Source organism: Rhodococcus sp. Ni2 (assembly GCF_021352185.1).
Taxonomy (GTDB): domain Bacteria; phylum Actinomycetota; class Actinomycetes; order Mycobacteriales; family Mycobacteriaceae; genus Rhodococcus_F; species Rhodococcus_F qingshengii.
Window position 1 is genome coordinate 1,507,740 of the sequence record NZ_WOXZ01000001.1, and the last position, 17,411, is coordinate 1,525,150.

A 17,411-nucleotide genomic window follows, 5' to 3' on the forward strand; every position below is an offset into this window, starting at 1 on the left:
GTAGTGTCCGAGTATACTTGGACACGACTTATCCGAGTAAAGGAGAAAACATGAAGATCGTCATTTTCGGAAGCGGACTCATCGGAAGCCAGGTCGCCGCCAAGCTCGCTGACGCCGGGCACGATGTGAAGGCGCTCGGTCGGGCAGACGGGATCGACATCACCACCGGCGCAGGTATCGCCGAGGCAGTCGAGGGTGCCGACGTCGTCGTGGATCTGACCAATTCCCCTTCGTGGTCGGACGACGACGTCTTGGCCTTCTTCCGCGACGGAGCCGGCCACATCCTCGCCGCGGAGGAGAAGGCAGGCGTCGGGCACCACGTCATACTGTCCATCGTGGGTGCCGATCGACTGCCCGATTCCGGGTACATGCGAGCCAAGGTCGCCCAGGAAGACCTGGTCAAAGCGGGCCCGACCCCCTACACGATCGTCCGATCGACCCAATTCTTCGAGTTCGTCGCCGGAATCGCCGACGCGGGAACCACCGACGGCGCCGTCCACGCAACGCCGGGACATCTGCAACCCATCGCGTCTCGAGACGTCGTGTCCCACGTCGCCGAGGTAGTGACCGGCGCGCCGCAAAACGGCACGGTCGAGATTGCCGGACCCGAACCGCTGGGCATCGACGAACTGGTCCGGCGCTTGTTCCTCGTCACCGGCGACAAGCGTTCGGTTATCTCCGATCCCGAAGCCGGCTACTTCGGCGCGAAACTCGACAACTCGGCACTGACCCCGACGCCCGGTGCAGATGCATGGATCGCGCCGACAACATACGACGCGTGGCTTGCCGAGAAGGCCTGACGTCGACAACTCGAGCGACGTCCGGCCCGCACCGCTTTCCGCGGCGTCGATAGAGTCCAATCATGAAGCTTTCCGGAGGCGTGGAGTGGTCACTCCACTGCTGCGTGGTTCTGAGCCAGTCCGAGGGGCCGGTACCCACAGCCAGACTCGCCGAACTTCACGGGGTGTCGAAGACATACCTGGCGAAGCATCTGCGAGCGCTCGCGCACGCCGACCTGGTCAATCCGACCGAGGGCCGAGACGGCGGGTACGTTCTCACCCGGGCTCCCGAGAAGATCACCGTTCTCGACGTCGTACAGGCCGTTGACGGCACCGAACCTGCGTTCCGGTGCACGGAGATTCGACAGCAAGGAATCCTCGCCGCTCCACCGGAGCAGTGCCGTTCCGCCTGCGGAATCGCCAAGGTCATGGCCGACGCCGAAAAAGCCTGGCGCGCATCGCTGTCGGGGGTCACTATTGCAGATCTTGCTGCAACCCTGGACCTTCCGGCACTCAGAAAGATCCTGACCACACCGATCACACCCTAGAGCAGCCCACACCCCACGAGACGGCAATCCATCGTTCAACTATCGGGTACCTTGTTCGGGGATCAAATCTTGACGAAGAATCTTCCGGGAATTTTCGCAAGATCTCGGAGGGGGTTTCATGGGAGTCAGTGGCGCTGCGGGGTTGGGGCAGAACATTCGTCAAACAACGGGACTGTTGAGTCGCTGGTGGTCTCTTGCGTACGACGGCGAATGGTTCCCGAGGTTCCTGGCTGCTCGATCGATGTTGGGGACAGCCAGGGTGGTCGTCACCTTTTGGTGTGCTGTGTTCGTGGCACTCGCCGTACTGGCTCAATTCGTGAAGGGTGGCGCAACCGAGCTCCCTGAACGGCTCGCGGCGGGCGCAGCATGCATGATCGCGCTCTACTGCATGATTCGCTGGTCACTCGGTCGGTCTTGGCCGAGTCACCATCAATCCGTTCGTTTCGTTTCGCTCACCAATATCTGCTTGTCCTTGATACTTCTCGCCGGAATCCATTCGAGCTTCCTGGCATTGACCGGCACCGTTCTGTTCGTGGTCGTCGCGAACTATTCGTCGGTATTCCACAGCCCTCGAATAGTCACCGCACAGATCACCGGTGCGCTGTTCGTCGTTGCGCTACTGACAATTCGAGCTGTAACCGATCCGGATACCGACTCTTCGCTGTCGGTGTCCACTGGATTCGTCATCGGGTGTGTTATCGCTTCAGCCTCGATGACCGTGCATTTCCTCGTCCTGTATTTGACCGACGACGCACGACACTCTTGGCGTGATCCACTCACCGCTGCCCTGAATCGACGTGGGCTGCACAATGTCTGGCAACAGTTGTTCGGTGTCGGCGAACTCCAAGGACACGTAGTCCTTGCGGTGGTGATCGATGTCGATTCGTTCAAGAGCGTCAACGACAAACTGGGTCACGCGGAAGGCGATCGGATGCTGGTGACAGTCGGCCGGCGCCTGAACTCGGTGGTCGGAGAGGTCGGGCTGGTGGCGCGGACTGGCGGCGACGAGTTCGTGATTCTCATGCCCGTGGAGCCACGTCGCATCGAACAAACCGTGGTGGACATTCACAATTCGATATCGCGGCCCGCCGGCCGGCAGTCGATTTCCGTGAGCGTCGGAGCCAGCGTGTGGCTGTCCTCGACAATCCCGGACGCTTCGGGAACCATCGATCGGATTCTTGCCGATGCTGACAACGCGATGTATCGGGCGAAACGACGAGGTGGAGACCAGGTAGCTTGGGCAGTAACGCATCTAAGCTGAATCGGCACGACTACCTGCCGATCGAATTCAGAGCGCCGCTTCGCTGTCGTTCGCCGGATCCAGCTGATCCTGGGTTGCCGCCCAACTCGCCAAGAGTTTGAGTGCGTCAGCCGTGGGCGTCCCGGGCGCCGCGGTGTAGACCAGCAGTGTCAGCCCGGGATTGGACGGCAGTTCCATCGCCTCGAAGTTCAGCTCCAGGTCTCCGACGACGGGGTGACGAACCTTCTTGAATCCCGTCCGATGAAAGCGCACATTGTGTTTCGCCCACCGGGTGCGGAATACCTCACTGCGAGTGGCAAGTTCACCGATGAGCTCGGTCAGCGCCTTGTCATGGGGATTGCGCCCCGCTTCCGAGCGGAGCATCGCGGCGATGTCGTCTGCCGCGCGCTCCCAATCCACGAAGAAGTCCTGCGATGCCGGGTCCAGGTACACGAACCGGGCGTTGTTCGCCGGCCTACGTGGATCGGCCAACACCGGCGAATACAACGCGCGCGCCATACGATTGGCCGCCAGCATGTCGTGCCTGGCATTACGTACCCACGCCGGCGCGTCGGTGATGGCGTCGAGTATCTGCTGAATCGCCGGGCTCACGCCCTTGGGGGCGGGCCGCTTTCTACTCGGTGCGCCTGCACTGGCGGCCTTCGCGAGGTCGTACAAATGGGCAGTTTCGGCTTCGTCGAGTTGCAGTGCTCGGGAAAGGCTTTCGAGCACCGAGTCCGACGCTCCCGCCAAATTTCCGCGTTCCATGCGCACGTAGTAGTCGATGCTCACACCGGCGAGCAGAGCGACTTCCTCACGGCGCAACCCCTTGACGCGACGGTTTCCGCCGTAGGCCGGCAGCCCTGCCTGCTCGGGTGTGATGCGAGCACGACGGGAGCTGAGGAATTCGCGGATCTCGGCTCGGTTGTCCATGCAGTTCACGTTACTCGAGCGGAGAAGACCGAGGGAGGTACTGCCGTTACCTGGAACAACAGACACTCCCGCGCCCGCGAGGCGCGGCGTTGACTGATTGCAGTCGACCGGTCCACGCCGAAACGTCGACTTCGAAGCACGCGACACCAGAAGCAAGAGGGGACACCATGCGAGCAACCATCATGTACGGCGCCGGAGACGTTCGAGTCGAAACCGTGCCCGATCCGGCACTGCAGCAGCCGGCGGACGCGATCGTGCGGGTCGTCAGGGCGTGCGTTTGCGGCTCTGACCTGCACCCTTACCACAACATGCCGGCCACGCCCGGTGGTTCCCCGATGGGCCACGAATTTGTCGGAGTGGTCGAAGAGACCGGTCGCGAGGTGTCCACGTTGAAGAAGGGCGACTTCGTCATCGCCCCCTTCGCCTGGTCCGACGGGACGTGCGACTTCTGCCGCGAAGGCTTGCAGACGTCTTGCCGACACGGTGGATTCTGGGCCGGAAACGGGATCGGAGGCGGTCAGGCAGAGGCCATCCGAGTGCCGTTGGCAGACGGTACCCTGGTCAAGGCGCCGGTCGGTGAGGATTCCGAACTCCTACCGTCACTGCTCACACTCTCCGACGTCTTCGGCACCGGCTATCACGCGGCGGTCAAGGGTGGCGTCAACCAACGCACGACGGTCACGGTCATCGGCGATGGAGCCGTGGGGCTGATGGCAGTGCTCTCCGCCAAACGCCTCGGCGCCGAGCGCATCATCCTCATGGGGCGCCACAAGACCCGCACGGATCTCGGTCTCGAGTTCGGAGCCACCGACGTGGTTGCCGAACGTGGAGACGAGGGCATCGAGAAAGTCCGCGAACTGACCGGAGGCGACGGCACTCATGTCGTCCTCGAAGCGGTAGGTCACATGCCTGCCTACGAGCAGTCGCTCGGAGTTGTCCGACCGGGCGGCGTCATCAGCCGAGTCGGGGTACCCCAATACGAAGAAGCTCCAATCGGATTCGGGACACTCTTCGGACCCAACATCACACTCACCGGTGGACCGGCCCCGGTGCGCGCGTACATCGAAGAGCTGATGCCGGATGTGCTCGACGGAAAGATCGAGCCGGGCAAGGTCTTCGACCACACCGTCGGACTCGACGACGTAGCGGAAGGCTACCGAGCCATGGACTCCCGTGAATCGTTGAAGGTCCTCGTCCGCCCGTAGTCCACCACTTGCGAAAGTCCACCACTTGCGAAGAAGAAGCGCGTGACCCACACTGCCACCCGTCCTGTTGCCGGTCGCATCAATCCCACCGCGATCCTGGCGATCATTCTGATCAGCTATTTCATGATCCTGCTCGACAATTCGATCATCTTCACCGGGCTACCCAGCATCCAAAGCAGCATGGGTTACTCGGCAACCGGGCTGTCCTGGGTCCAGGACGCCTACACCCTGGTGTTCGGCGGGCTTCTCCTGCTGGGTGCTCGTCTCGGGGACATCTTCGGCCGTCGTCGCGTATTCGTGGCCGGTCTCGCGATTTTCGCGATTGCGTCGTTTCTCGTCGGGGTCGCGCCGAACGGTTGGTGGCTCATCGCAGCGCGCGCTCTCCAAGGCGTCGGAGCAGCAGTGGTCGCCCCGGCGTCGCTGTCACTGCTGACCGCCAGTTTCCCGCCCGGCCCGGAGCGAACGCGCGCTGTTGCCTGGTACGGCGCTGCTGCGGGAATAGGCGCCAGCCTCGGACTCGTGATCGGCGGCGCCCTTGCCGACTGGGTGTCTTGGCGCGCAGGCTTTTTCATCAACGTTCCGATCGGTATCGCGATGATCGCTCTCGCTCCCCGGTTCATTCCGGAAACCGAGCCCAACTCCGGACGTTTCGATGTGGCCGGCGCTGTTCTCGCCACACTCGGGATGACCGCGCTCGTCTTCGGCACCGTCAACTCGGCCGAAGCGGGGTGGACCTCACCGATCACCGTTGCGACACTGGCGGCCGGGGCGATACTACTGACCTTGCTCTTCCTCAACGAAGCGAGAGCGGAGCAGCCGATCATGCCACTGAGGTTGTTCCGTAGCCGGGAGCGATCCGGGGCGTACGCCGCCCGAATGCTCTATCTGGGTGCCATGATCGGATTCTTCTACTTCACGACTCAGCTACTCCAAGGCGTCATGGGCTTCAGCGCGTTCCAAGCAGGCATCGCCTTCTTCCCGATGACGATCGTCAATTTTGCTGTGGCGATGCTTATTCCGCGACTGACACCGCGATTCGGAAATTCCGCAATTCTGTCGGTTGGCATTGCCGTCACCCTAGCCGGGATGGCGTGGCTCAGTCTGGTCCATCCCGGCAGCACGTACCTCACTGCGATAGCACTTCCGATGATCTTGATCGGCGCCGGACAGGGGTTGGCTTTCGCCCCACTGACTTCTGCTGGCATCTCCGGGGTACAGGCCGAAGATGCCGGTGCCGCATCAGGATTGGTCAACACTGCACATCAACTGGGCAGTGCTCTCGGACTCGGCATCCTCGTCGCAGTCTCCGCGGGCGCCGGATCCTCTGCCGACGACGCTACAACGGCACTCACCGATCACGTATCAACGGCTCTCACCGCAGGCACCGCCCTGCTCGCCGCTTGTCTCGTCATCGTCCTCGCACTGATCGTCCCGGCTACGAGAACGCGAAGTACCGCAAAGCAATTCGACCAGGAGAAAGGAAGCCGAGATGTCGCACTCGTGGACCGAGGCTGAACTGACCAAGATCGGCGACGCCGAGGAGTTGCAGGTCTCCTCGTACCGCCGAGACGGAACCGCAAGGCCGTACGTCACGATTTGGGTTGTCCGTACCGACAACCAACTGTACGTTCGCTCGGCCTACGGAACCGACAACCCGTGGTTCGTCCGAGCAACGGCAAGTGGAACGGGCCGAATCCGAGCAGGAGGAATCGAGCGGGACGTGGCGTTCGAGTCCGCCGCACCGGATGCCCACTCGTCGATCGACTCCGCCTATCACACCAAGTACGACCGCTACGGCCCGCAGATCGTCGGCTCCGTCACCGGCCGCGCCGCCGCACCCAACACCATTCGACTTGTTCCGCTGACGCAGAACTGAACCGCCCCTTTCGATTCCGAGGAGACCTCATGAAAATCTTGAAGCCCCAGCCCACCAGCAAAGCACCCAGCGACTGGTTCACCGGCGACGTCTGGTGGGACGTCATCTACGCCGGCCAGGAGCCGTCGAGGATGCGCGCCAACATGGTTCGCTTTGCACCGTGCGCGCGAACCGACTGGCACTCCCATGCAGTCGGACAGACCCTCCACATCGTCTCCGGTACCGCGCTGGTTCAAGCTCGCGGCGGCGAGATCGTCGAAGTCCACCCGGGTGAGACCGTCTACACCCCAGCGGGAGAGGAACACTGGCACGGCGCGGCACCCGACCGTTTCATGAGCCACCTCGCACTGTGGGAAGGACCCGGCGACGGAGGCACCGAAACTACATGGGGCGACAAAGTCACCGATGAGGAATACGGCGGTCCCCGCGCCAAACGTCGTTGAGACCGGACACCTCTCAGATACGGCGCATCACGGAAACAACTTTGCCCAGGATGACCGCGCGATCGCCGTCGATGACGCTGTATGCGGGATTACGAGGCTCGAGGTACACGTGACCGTCGCGACGCCGGAGCACCTTCACCGTGGCCTCGCCGTCGATCATCGCGGCGACGATCTCACCGGAATGAGCTTCGTCCTGGCGGCGCACCACGACGACGTCACCGTCACAGATCGCTGCGTCGACCATCGACTCACCACGCACCCGAAGTCCGAACACCGTGCCAGAGCCGACGAGCTCGCGAGGAAGCGCAAGCACCTCGTCGGCGTGCTCCTCCGCGAGGATCGGCGCGCCGGCCGCGATGTCACCGACGACCGGAACCGTCACCGTATTCGACGACGACTGTTCCTTCGCGCCTACGAGGAACGGCCGCACGTCCAACTGCCGAGCCATGGCCGCTCCCCTACGGAGGAAGCCCTTCTCTTCGAGACTCTTGAGGTGCTTGGACACCGTCGACGTCGAGCGCAGACCAACCGCGTCTCCGATCTGCCGTGTGCTCGGCGTGCACCCGTTGGCAGCCACGAGATCCCGGATGGTCATCAGAATCTGCTGCTGGCGGAGCGGCAGGGAGGAGGCGTCGAGGCCACCGAACATGTCGAGATCGTCGTAATCGGTCACGATGAGAATCGTAGTGAGGGGTCCCGACATCCAGGCCAGGCAGCCGGAGTCTGCCAGAAACGGCACAGGCAGTTTGTTTCCCGAGCGGCGCATGGCACGCTGAGCTGATGGAGCCTCTCGAACCGATGCGCCCGGTCAGTGTTGCAGTCGACACGCGGTCCAAGACTCCACTCTGGAAGATGGTGGTGCTCTATCCGGCAGTGACATCGGTGTTCATGTTTGCCGCGCTCACCACCCGAACGGGAATTGGTCTTGTCGTACTCGGACTGGCCATTTTCGTAGTCGGCGCGACCACTTACGCGATGTCGGAGCGACGGATGCTTCGGGAGAACTCAGGGGTTCGAGTTCCATACTTCGCCGGACCTCCCGTCGCCCCGCGGCACGTCGATCTACTCGCGGCAGCAGGGATGCCCCTGCTTACGAGTGGAGCTGTGTTGACCGTCCGAGCATCCGAAGCAGCGCGCCCCTGGGTCTTCATATCGGTGTTCGTGATAGCGATGGTCCTGGCAATAACTGTCCCGATGGTTGTGCATAACGCGCGGGTCAAGCGGACAGAATCATCCTGAGCACGTCAGGACACTCGACATTTCGCAGCGTGATATTCAGCTGTGTACGCCCACTTCCAAACAGCGATCGACAGCTGCACCGCGTCAAGCGCTGAACGGGCGATGCAGCGAGATGTCGAAGTCGCCGGAATCGGCCTCTTTGGCGACCTGGTTCTGATCAGCGGCCCCGATAATGTACTCATTCATGACTGTCGCGCCGAAAACATTCGATGACGGGCCCATCCAGGGCCTGGGCCTGATGCGATTGACCGACAGCGGGTGGGGTGATGCTGACCGCGACCCCGCCGCACTGGTTCGCGCCGCGATCGACTCCGGGGTGCCCATGCTCGACACAGCCGAGATGTATGGAAACGAAGAGCTGGTTGGTCGGGCAATTGGCACCAACCGTGAACACATCACGTTGTGCAGTAAATTCGGTGTCTACCGCGGGCCGTCCGGTCGTCCTGATGACTGGAATGTTCGGGCGGACTCTGCAACGGTGCGCGCGGCCATCGACGGCTCACTCAGGCGCCTCGACGTCGATCACCTCGATCTTTACTACCTGCATCACCGCAGCGAGGACACACCAATCGAGGAGACCGTCAACGCTATGGCCGAGCTCCGCCAGGCAGGGAAGATCCGGGCTCTGGGGCTGTCCAATGTCACGCTCGATGACATCCGACGAGCTCATGCCGTACACCCGATCACTGCCGTGCAAGAGCAATGGTCCCTTATACGGCGAGATGTTGAACTGTTCCTCCCAACGCTCGCCGACCTCGGGATCACACTGGTCGCACATTCGCCGATGGGGCACGGCGACCTCAACCATTCCACCGGCAATCTTGTCGCTCGGTCCCTTGCCAGCATCGCTTCTCGTGTCGGAGCGACGGCTGGCCAGGTCGCTCTTGCGTGGGTCCATCAGCGCGGGCGCGGGGTCGCGGCCACCGTCATTCCCCTGCCCGGCACCACGAGCATCGCTCATCTACAAGCCAACATTGCTGCTTCGCGAATTGATCTCAGTGAGACTGACTTGGCGGACCTTGATGATGTCACGCAGCAAACAAGGGAGCAGTAAGGCAGTTTGTTGAGAAAGTTTGAGGTGCGGGAGGTCAGCGGACCATACCGCGCTCCGATCGCGAATGACCGCACGCGAGAAACCCGGCGACGCCAAGGCGCATCCCAGCCATACTGACCGACGTGACAGAAGTCGAGGTCGTCGTCGCCCATACCGAGCGCGCGACTCTGCGCGTCGGTGAGGTGTTCCTCAAGATCGACGCCGATCAGTCGAATACCGACGTCGAGGTCGAAGCAATGCTCCGGGCCCCAATCCCGACAGCGCAGATTCTGTGGCGCACACCGCCCGTGCTCGCGCTCGCCGCTCTGCCGGGACACGCGCTCGGTCGCCTAGGCAGACCGTCGACCACGTCTTCAGCGGCGTGGGCCGCAGCGGGTGCCGCCGTTCGAACGCTGCACGACGCACCGTTGCCGCCCTGGCCCGGCCGTAGTCTCGACGACATCGCCTCAGAACTGGACCGCGAATGTGCATGGCTGACCAGGAGCGGGGTGGTTGCCACCGGAGTGATTACATCCAACCGTCGGATTGCCGAGATTGCGCTCAGGTCGTGGACACCGGTATTCACGCACGGCGATCTCCAAGCCTCCCATGTGTTCGTGACCGATGACGAAGTTGCCGGCGTCATCGACTGGTCCGAAGCCGCTCAGGGCGATCCCTTGTACGACCTCGCAACACTGACCCTCGGCCACCCGGAACATCTCGATGACGTGGTTGAGGGCTACGGCACTGACGTCGACCTCGAGGTCATCCAGGCGTGGTGGTCGTTGCGCAGCTTGAGAGGCGTGCGCTGGCTGGTCGAGCATGGTTTCGATCCAGCCGCGCCGGGCTGCGAAGTAGACGTGCTGAATCGACAAGCGATGCGCGACCGACAATAACCGAACCATCAGGACGTTCTCCCCGATCTGCCAAACCTTCGACTCGCGCCAAAATTGCTGCAGCCAAAAGCATTTCGTGTCGATGACGGCACGGTTAGGCAGGTCGCGACGCGTTCGCGCCGCCGTTGATTGCCGTCAGCCGGCAAACGCCTGGATATTGTCAGCGAGCGGTGGTCGTCTCAATCGAGCTTCGGACCGCGGCAAGCATGCCCAGCCGCCCAGATGGCAGACCGAAGTCTGGACTCGCTCTTCCTGCAGCAACTTTCGAAACGCCACGAACGCGAACCTCGACTCTCCGACAAAACGAAAAGATCACGGATTCAGGCAAGGGGGCGCAACCCCGTTCATTCGAGTGGAGCCGGCTCAGGCGCTGGCGACCTTGCTATCAGGCACGACAGGAATGTCTACCTTGCTGAACTGCAGCACACCGTCTTCGATCTCGGCGTCGTGCATCAGCTTGCGGTCGCGGTAGTAATTGTTGACCACTTTCCACGCGCCGCGGGCACCCTGACGCGGCATTTCTCCGTCGCCGCGCTGGATGTAGCCCGAGGTCAGGGCTCCGCCCATGAGAGATTCTTCCGCGAAGTCCTCAGGTTCGGCGTGAACCTCGAAAGTCGTGTAGTCGCGCTTACGCATGATCTTGAGTACGCGACACAGATAGGACGCGGCCAGGTCGGCCTTGAGCGTCCAGGATGCGTTGGTGTAGCCGAGGATCATCAGGAAGTTCGGAATGTCGGAGTAGAGCACGCTCTTGTAGGCGACCGTCTCGTTGAGCTTGACGGGCTCGCCGTCGATGCTCATGGTCGCCCCGCCCAGGATCTGTACGTTCAAGCCGGTCGCCGTGACGATGACGTCGGCCTCGATTTCGCGGCCCGACTCGGTCACGATGCCCTTCTCGGTGAACGTGGCGATACGGTCGGTGACGATGTCGGCCTTGCCACTCTTGAGCACCTTGAACAGGTCCCCGTTGGGAACCACGCACAGGCGCTGATCCCACGGGTTGTAGTTGGGGGTGAAGTGACGCAGGTCCACGTTCTTGCCGAGTTGCAAGCGGATCTGGGTGAGGAACAGCTTCTTCGCCAGCTTCGGATTGGTGCGTGAGAGCTGAAAGCTGGCGCGTTGCAGTGCGATATTGCGGGCTCGACCGATCTTGTAAGCGATCTGATCGGGAACGCGTGCAAGCTTGAGACCCTTGGCCACAGGGTCCTCGGACGGTAGCGCCTGGATCCACGTGGGCGAGCGCTGCAGCATGGTGACGTGACCGGCAGTGGGGGCCATCGACGGGATCAGGGTGATCGCGGTGGCACCGGAACCGATGACCACTACCTTCTTTCCGGTGTAATCGAGATCCTCCGGCCAGTGCTGCGGGTGCACGATCTGACCACGGAAGTCGTCCTCACCGGGGAAGGCGGGGCGGTATCCCTTGTCGTAGTTGTAGTAACCACAGGCGCCGACGAGGACGTTCGCGGTCCACGTCTCGGTCTCCCCCGTCGCCTCGACCAGGACGGTCACGGACCACTGAGCAGTCGCGCGATCGAAGTCCATTGCCACGACCTTGCGGCCGAAGTTGATGTGGTCGGTGACGCCGTATTCCTTGGCGGTTTCCTCGACATAGTCACGGATACTGGCGCCGTCTGCGAGCACTTTGGTTCCGATCCACGGACGGAAACCGAATCCGAAGGTGAGCATGTCGGAATCCGATCGGATGCCGGGATACTTGAACAGGTCCCAGGTGCCACCGATGTTCTCGCGGCGTTCGAGGATCGCGTAAGTACTTCCGGTCTGCTCACGAATGAGGTGGCAAGCCGCGCCGATTCCGGACAAGCCAGCGCCGATGATCAGTACGTCGACATGCTGTGTCATGAGGAAACTCGTTTCGTCGGTCGTCGCGAAGCTACTTCTGGCGTCGGCAGTGACCGAGAACGATCGGCCGGTTCAGGCCGGGTTCCCTAAGGTCAGCGCCAATGAACAGGGTATGTGCAACTGACGGTAACAGTCAATATCTCGACCCGGCCGCGCACGGAACATTGAGGCGCGACGCACCGGCCTCGCGGAACTCGATCGAGACGCCTGAATGCCTCGAGACACCGGAGAGTTGTTCACGTCGTCGACGGAACGCCCAATGACTCGTCTACACGGGATACTCATCGCCCAAATATTGAGCGCCCCAGCATAATTCGAAGGTCCATGATCAGGTGTCGAACGCGCGAGTTTCCATGGGAAGACGGGCAACTGCGATATCGCCGTAACCTTCGTGCGCATCAGCGGAAAGGTCACTGCGATAGCTAACCTGCTGACGAAACCACGCTGAAAGCAACGGTTTTGGTTTCGCAGCGAAGAGAGCGGGCGGAGCGGACCTCCACCGGAGATGTAGTCGCTATGACACTCTCCATCACAGTCACCGTGTACACCACTCATAGCAATCGAGGGTTCGCCAATGCAATCGCTGCCGGAATCAGCGCCAGGGCTTATTCCGAGCCACAAACCGCAGACATGAGCCTGTTAAGGCATCACACCAGCGATCACGGTAGAGCGCTCGTTCTCCTACCACTCGGGGGCGTCGATTGGCAGGTGAAGGAGCTCTCCGCGCTCGAGGGATCGGTCCTGGTCGGCGATCTCAGTAGCGGCAACTCCATGATTCGGGGGCTCGCAGCGGGCGCCCACGCCGTGCTCAACTCTCAACTGCCATTCACATCCCTGCTCGATGAGCTGCAGGCCGCGATCAACCCCAACTCCGCTCGGTCTGCACACGACAAGTCCTCGCTCGTACAACGCATCCGGTTGCGCACCGAAGAATTCGCACGAATCAGCAGTCTCACCGATCGCGAGTTCGAGATCGTGGGCCTTCTCTACGGAGGCTCGAATGTCGACTCGATTGCTCGAACCGCCCACATCGCACCGACCACGGTTCGCGCCCACATCCGAAGCATCCTGCAAAAACTGGGGGTGCATTCCCAGCTGGAGGCATGCGCGATGCTCCGCCGCTCTGGTCACGACGCACGCAGACACCCACTGGAACTTCGGATCGGACGCTTCTAGCAGGAAGTGCCCCAGACACACTCGCCGAGATGGGGTGCCGCCCCTGATCGAACTCGACCTTCGAAAAGATCGTCAATTTTGACGATTCGATGACGCGCCCGGACGTCGAATATTAGGTCCTACACGACACCGAAGACACGAGTGAACATCGAAAGGTGCATTCAATCAATGGAATACACACGCACAGTGCCGCGGCATCTTGTCCACAGACATGCTGTTGCCGAGGTTTTCTTGACGGACTACCGGATCGAATCGGACTCGGCGTACCAGGTTGCTGTGCAACTCCCGGTCTCGCACCGGATATTCGACGTATCGAGCGAGCAACACGATCCGCTCGGGGTGGCAGAAGCATTTCGACAGGCAGTGGTGCTTCTGTGCCACACCCGATACGAGATTCCACTGCACTACAAGTTCCTCATGGAAAGGTTCAGCTTCGAGATGCTGGACGCGCTCGACGTGCAATCAGTCGCGGAGCCGTTGAGTTTCTCGATGACAGTGGACAACCTCACTCATCGCGACGGAGCGGTTTCGGGGGTCGAAGTGTCGGGGATCCTCAGCGAGGGCAACCGGCACGTCGCCAGATGCAACGCTGTTGCGCGAGGAGTCAGCCCCGAGGGATACCGTCGAATTCGGCAAGGACGAGAAGACCACCGCCCGAGCCGGCGCATCCTTCCTTCCGGAGCCGCGGTGGTCGGATCGGAGCGAGTCGGACGCCTAACCGATGGAGATGTGCTCATCAGCACTGATCCTGCTCGGCACGCGATGTTCTGCGCTCCCGATCCGCGCAACCACTCCCTTTTCGACCACCCCGTCGACCACATCCCAGGAATGATACTTTTCGAGGCCGCCCGACAAGCGCTCCGATTTCACATCGGCAACCCAGCAACAAAGATCGCCTCACTCTCGGCGGTCTTTCCGAGGTTCACTGAATGGGAAACGCCGTGCGAGGTGTCAACGATCCCCCTTGACGCGTCGGGCCATGTGCACCGAGTTCGGTTCACTCAAGAACTGGAAACCACCGCGGAACTCGAAATTACAGTTGCGGACCAATCATGAGAGGGAACGAACACGTTCTTCTCGTCGCGTCTTCCACGTCAAGCGCTCGGTGCTTCCCACTCTCTCGGTGCAAGCGCCGCCAGTTGCATGACGTGCGCCAACTTGTCCTCGCGGACGATCGTTGGCAGCACCAGGTTCCACATCTGACTCAACCGCTCGTACAGATCGGTTCTGCCCGTCAGCATTTCCGAGAGAATCTGCACTCCGGTGAACGACCCCACCACAAATCGAGCCAACGCGTCTATATCGGTGCCCGGGACGATATCGCCGGCTTCGGCCGCTTGGGTTGCCACCTGCTTGATAGCCTCGATCCAATCGAGGTACGGCTGTTCGATGGGGCCTTGAATACTGCCGATCTCCATCGTCAACCGCATGCCACCTCGCGCGATGGGCTCGGTCACAAGCTGCCGAGCCATCTCCTGCGAAACGAGGACCAGGGTTTCGACCGCGATGTCGGAGTGCGCAGCAACCCGCCGGGTACCCTCCATCGCCATACCGTGCTGCGCTGCGATGACCGCGTGCGCAAGCTCCTCCTTGGACGCGAAATGAAAATACATCGCCCCCTTCGACACACCCCCGTGCTGCAAGATCGTGCCCAAACTGGCGGAGTACCCGAACTTCTCGAAGCTCTTCGCAGCACCCAAAATGACGGCCTGGCGCGTCAGGACAGCACGCTCCTGCATGATCTACCCAGCTCTCGTTGCCGACGGAATGAATCTCAACGATACGTCGAAAGAGCTCGCAGCAACGCTCTCGACACGGACACACCGTGACGACTCTGGTACTCGGGGCCACTGGTTTCATCGGCTCCGCAGTGATGAAACAGCTGGTTTCCCGCGACGGAAACGCTGCAATCGGTTTCGTTCGCACGGCCACCGCAGCCAAACAGTTCGGCCGTGAAGGAATCGCCACCGTGATCGGCGACATCAACGAAAGTGCTTCTCTACGAGTTGCAATGAGTCAGGCGTCGACCGTCATCTGTTGCGTGTCGTACGTGGGCGACGACGAACAACAGTGCGTTCACGTCAACCAACACGGCGTACAGAACGTTGCGTCGATGGCCGCCACCGTCGGCGTCGAACGCTTGCTCTACGTCAGTACCGCGGCCGTGTACGGGCCGGGACCGTTTCGAGACTTGCCGGTCAACGGCGCACCTCTCAGCCCCTTCTCACCTGCCAGTCGCACGCGCGCTCTCGCCGAGAAGTTCGTGCGCGACGCCGGAGGCCTGGTCGTCCGGCCGCATCTCGTGTACGGACCCGGCGACAGATGGTTTCTTCCGACACTGACGCGAATTGTCTCTCGCCTCGACTCGATCATCGACGGCGGTAGCGCTGTCCTGTCGGTAGTCGACGTAGACCTACTCGCCCGATCCATCTACGAGTTGTCGGTAGAACAGCAATTTCGCTACGGCTCAACACTTCACGTCAACGAGCCTGTCCCGCGGACAGTCATCGACCTTCTCGAGCAACATGCGCGGGAGACCAACTGGACTCTGCCCCAGAACTCTATCCCCCGCGCCGACGCGGTGAAAGCTGCTGCCCAGCTGAGTCTCGACATGCACCAGATCGACATGATCAGCCTCGATCACTGGTTCCGGTCGAGACTGTACTGATGGCACACGGATCACTCTCGCCAAAACACCTGTCTCCCAACATTTTCAGCCCTCCCTATTGTTCAGCCTCAGCAATCAATACGACCTATTTCGCAGTCACTACAGGCGAACAGAGAGCTCTGATCGACGAAAACCACGGCTGCACAAAGACGGCAGTGATCGCGCACACCAAAGAAGCGGCGTTCACGCGACTGGCAGCAGCCTGGGGCTCCCTTCCGTCCGCCTTCGCCGCCGAATGCAGTTTGTGACGATCTAAGTCGTGCGCGACTAAAGGGCCAGGAGCTCTGACATCACGGGAGAAGGCTCTCCATCTCGCTGACCTCGGCTACCGTCATCTGAACCAGAAAACGGGAGAACAGATGCTCACTGCGGATATTTTGCTGTCGGGCCCGCGCGGACGCCGGATGCTGCTCGCGTATGCGATCGACGCCGAACGCGCCCTGCGTCCCGAGCCAGGCGACGACATGTTCCGCATCAACGCTCACCGGGCGGCGTATCACCTCGACGTCGGACAAGGAACCTCCCGAGTGTTGTTCGGCCCGGGCGCCGAAGAGGCCCGGCAGACCATAGTCACCGCGGAGGGCGTGGCGCGCAGCCTCACGGAAATATCGCTCCCCGACGTCACCGCCGTCGATCTACGCTCCGCCCTCGCAGAAGCGGTCGATGCGGCGCGTTACTGGCAGGATCCCGACGGAGAAGACGTCCTCGTCGCCACCGAAGTTATGCGCGATGAGCTTCGACGCGTCGCCGAGCACATCGCCGGCTCCGAATGCGCGCGGTGGTGGTCAACCTCGCTCGCCTCATCCGACCAATGGTCGATTCTGAGCAGAGGTGAGGAATCTCCGGACACAGACGAAGTGCCTGCTGCGCAACAACTCCTCAGCGAGTGGCGCACGAGCACCCTGGAATCGGAAGCGAGAGCTGAACGTGACCGCCCGGTGGACCCCGCGGCGAACTGGTCAGGTTATTGGTGGTCGAATCCACCCACTCAGGGTTCGACGAGGGCGCTGTTCGACGGGACTCCGGCGGGCTTGTGGTTCGTCGAAGACAGCATGGGATGGGAACGGGTCGTCGTCCGAGCATTGCGGCCACCGACTGGCGCACGCATCTACGAGATCGACAGCGCGCAAGCCTGGTCGGAGCTGTGCAGACGGTTCCCGCTCGAGGTCACCGCAGAAACGCGGCAGGTTTGGTATCGGACTACCGGCCGATCAGGCAGGTGGGTCATCCCCGACTGGGTGCAGGTCGCGGAAAGATTTGAGGGAGTGCACCTTACCGTGACGGGATACCTCGCGGCAGCAGGAACCGCGATCGAGGTCGATACCGAGACGGCGAGCGTCATCGCGGGCTGGGCACCCGACGAAACATACTGGTTCACCGATGCTGCCACCTACATTTCCGAGCCGTGTGCTTGGGTGCTGCACGACGGCCCGGAAGTGACCGACCAGCCCGCATGGACGCTGGAATCGCAGCAATGACCCGCACGTGAGGGTCTGCTAGGCATGAGCTTCC

Annotated in this window: 18 protein-coding genes; 14 read left to right on the forward strand and 4 right to left on the reverse strand. The window is 61.7% G+C overall.

Annotated elements, in window-relative coordinates; genetic code table 11:
* Window positions 1-50 precede the first annotated feature (50 nt).
* The 3 genes from GN300_RS07460 to GN300_RS07470 all read left to right on the forward strand — a co-directional run bounded on the left by GN300_RS07460 (window position 51) and on the right by GN300_RS07470 (window position 2,588).
* Window positions 51-800, forward strand: coding sequence for an SDR family oxidoreductase (locus GN300_RS07460; RefSeq protein WP_063315612.1), 750 nt, complete (start codon window positions 51-53; stop codon window positions 798-800).
* 62 nt (window positions 801-862) lie between these two features.
* Window positions 863-1,327, forward strand: coding sequence for an Rrf2 family transcriptional regulator (locus GN300_RS07465; RefSeq protein WP_063315611.1), 465 nt, complete (start codon window positions 863-865; stop codon window positions 1,325-1,327).
* A 118-nt stretch (window positions 1,328-1,445) separates the two neighbouring features.
* Window positions 1,446-2,588: a diguanylate cyclase gene (locus tag GN300_RS07470; protein ID WP_007729732.1), complete on the forward strand. Its 1,143-nt coding sequence runs from the start codon at window positions 1,446-1,448 to the stop codon at window positions 2,586-2,588.
* Between the two features lie 27 nt (window positions 2,589-2,615).
* Here GN300_RS07470 and GN300_RS07475 read toward each other — a convergent pair whose 3' ends face one another.
* Window positions 2,616-3,500 carry a helix-turn-helix transcriptional regulator gene (locus tag GN300_RS07475; protein WP_007729733.1) on the reverse strand — a complete coding sequence of 295 codons (885 nt, stop codon included), beginning with the start codon at window positions 3,498-3,500 and terminating at the stop codon, window positions 2,616-2,618.
* A 167-nt stretch (window positions 3,501-3,667) separates the two neighbouring features.
* On the opposite strand from GN300_RS07475, the gene GN300_RS07480 reads away from it, so the two are divergent.
* The 4 genes from GN300_RS07480 to GN300_RS07495 are packed head-to-tail and all read left to right on the forward strand — an operon-like array spanning window position 3,668 to window position 7,024.
* On the forward strand, window positions 3,668-4,705 hold the full coding sequence (locus GN300_RS07480; protein WP_063315610.1) for a zinc-dependent alcohol dehydrogenase family protein: 1,038 nt from the start codon (window positions 3,668-3,670) through the stop codon (window positions 4,703-4,705).
* A 42-nt stretch (window positions 4,706-4,747) separates the two neighbouring features.
* Window positions 4,748-6,220, forward strand: coding sequence for an MFS transporter (locus GN300_RS07485; RefSeq protein WP_063315609.1), 1,473 nt, complete (start codon window positions 4,748-4,750; stop codon window positions 6,218-6,220).
* Window positions 6,195-6,581, forward strand: a complete 387-nt coding sequence (locus GN300_RS07490) for a DUF2255 family protein (protein WP_007729735.1) — start codon at window positions 6,195-6,197, stop codon at window positions 6,579-6,581. Before GN300_RS07485 ends, GN300_RS07490 begins: the two co-directional genes overlap by 26 nt.
* A gap of 29 nt (window positions 6,582-6,610) precedes the next feature.
* Window positions 6,611-7,024 (forward strand): cupin domain-containing protein, encoded by a 414-nt coding sequence (locus tag GN300_RS07495; RefSeq protein WP_063315608.1) that lies wholly within the window; start codon window positions 6,611-6,613, stop codon window positions 7,022-7,024.
* Between the two features lie 13 nt (window positions 7,025-7,037).
* Here the strand turns inward: GN300_RS07495 and lexA are convergent, their stop codons facing one another.
* Window positions 7,038-7,727, reverse strand: a complete 690-nt coding sequence (gene lexA, locus GN300_RS07500) for a transcriptional repressor LexA (RefSeq protein ID WP_174519486.1) — start codon at window positions 7,725-7,727, stop codon at window positions 7,038-7,040.
* Window positions 7,728-7,804: 77 nt separating this feature from the next.
* On the opposite strand from lexA, the gene GN300_RS07505 reads away from it, so the two are divergent.
* The 3 genes from GN300_RS07505 (at window position 7,805) to GN300_RS07515 (ending at window position 10,192) form a co-directional block, all read left to right on the forward strand.
* Window positions 7,805-8,263: a hypothetical protein gene (locus tag GN300_RS07505; RefSeq protein ID WP_063315607.1), complete on the forward strand. Its 459-nt coding sequence runs from the start codon at window positions 7,805-7,807 to the stop codon at window positions 8,261-8,263.
* Window positions 8,264-8,447: 184 nt separating this feature from the next.
* On the forward strand, window positions 8,448-9,317 hold the full coding sequence (locus GN300_RS07510; RefSeq protein ID WP_197487714.1) for an aldo/keto reductase: 870 nt from the start codon (window positions 8,448-8,450) through the stop codon (window positions 9,315-9,317).
* Window positions 9,318-9,439: 122 nt separating this feature from the next.
* Window positions 9,440-10,192: a phosphotransferase family protein gene (locus GN300_RS07515; protein ID WP_042925138.1), complete on the forward strand. Its 753-nt coding sequence runs from the start codon at window positions 9,440-9,442 to the stop codon at window positions 10,190-10,192.
* A gap of 363 nt (window positions 10,193-10,555) precedes the next feature.
* On the opposite strand, the gene GN300_RS07520 is transcribed toward GN300_RS07515, so the two are convergent.
* Window positions 10,556-12,055 (reverse strand): NAD(P)/FAD-dependent oxidoreductase, encoded by a 1,500-nt coding sequence (locus tag GN300_RS07520; protein ID WP_063315606.1) that lies wholly within the window; start codon window positions 12,053-12,055, stop codon window positions 10,556-10,558.
* A gap of 516 nt (window positions 12,056-12,571) precedes the next feature.
* Here GN300_RS07520 and GN300_RS07525 point away from each other — a divergent pair.
* Together GN300_RS07525 and GN300_RS07530 are read left to right on the forward strand one after the other, a co-directional pair.
* Complete coding sequence (locus GN300_RS07525) at window positions 12,572-13,231, forward strand: LuxR C-terminal-related transcriptional regulator (RefSeq protein WP_063315605.1); 660 nt, start codon at window positions 12,572-12,574, stop codon at window positions 13,229-13,231.
* A 168-nt stretch (window positions 13,232-13,399) separates the two neighbouring features.
* A complete protein-coding gene (locus GN300_RS07530) occupies window positions 13,400-14,287 on the forward strand; it encodes a ScbA/BarX family gamma-butyrolactone biosynthesis protein (protein WP_063315604.1) in 888 nt (295 codons plus the stop codon).
* Between the two features lie 38 nt (window positions 14,288-14,325).
* Here GN300_RS07530 and GN300_RS07535 read toward each other — a convergent pair whose 3' ends face one another.
* The gene (locus GN300_RS07535; RefSeq protein WP_003940238.1) at window positions 14,326-14,970 is read right to left on the reverse strand and encodes a ScbR family autoregulator-binding transcription factor; all 645 of its coding nucleotides are present in this window, start codon (window positions 14,968-14,970) and stop codon (window positions 14,326-14,328) included.
* Window positions 14,971-15,056: 86 nt separating this feature from the next.
* Here GN300_RS07535 and GN300_RS07540 point away from each other — a divergent pair, with 86 nt between their 5' ends.
* The gene (locus GN300_RS07540; protein ID WP_063315603.1) at window positions 15,057-15,899 is read left to right on the forward strand and encodes an NAD(P)-dependent oxidoreductase; all 843 of its coding nucleotides are present in this window, start codon (window positions 15,057-15,059) and stop codon (window positions 15,897-15,899) included.
* 359 nt (window positions 15,900-16,258) lie between these two features.
* Window positions 16,259-17,377 carry a hypothetical protein gene (locus tag GN300_RS07545; RefSeq protein WP_063315601.1) on the forward strand — a complete coding sequence of 373 codons (1,119 nt, stop codon included), beginning with the start codon at window positions 16,259-16,261 and terminating at the stop codon, window positions 17,375-17,377.
* Window positions 17,378-17,411: the final 34 nt, after the last annotated feature.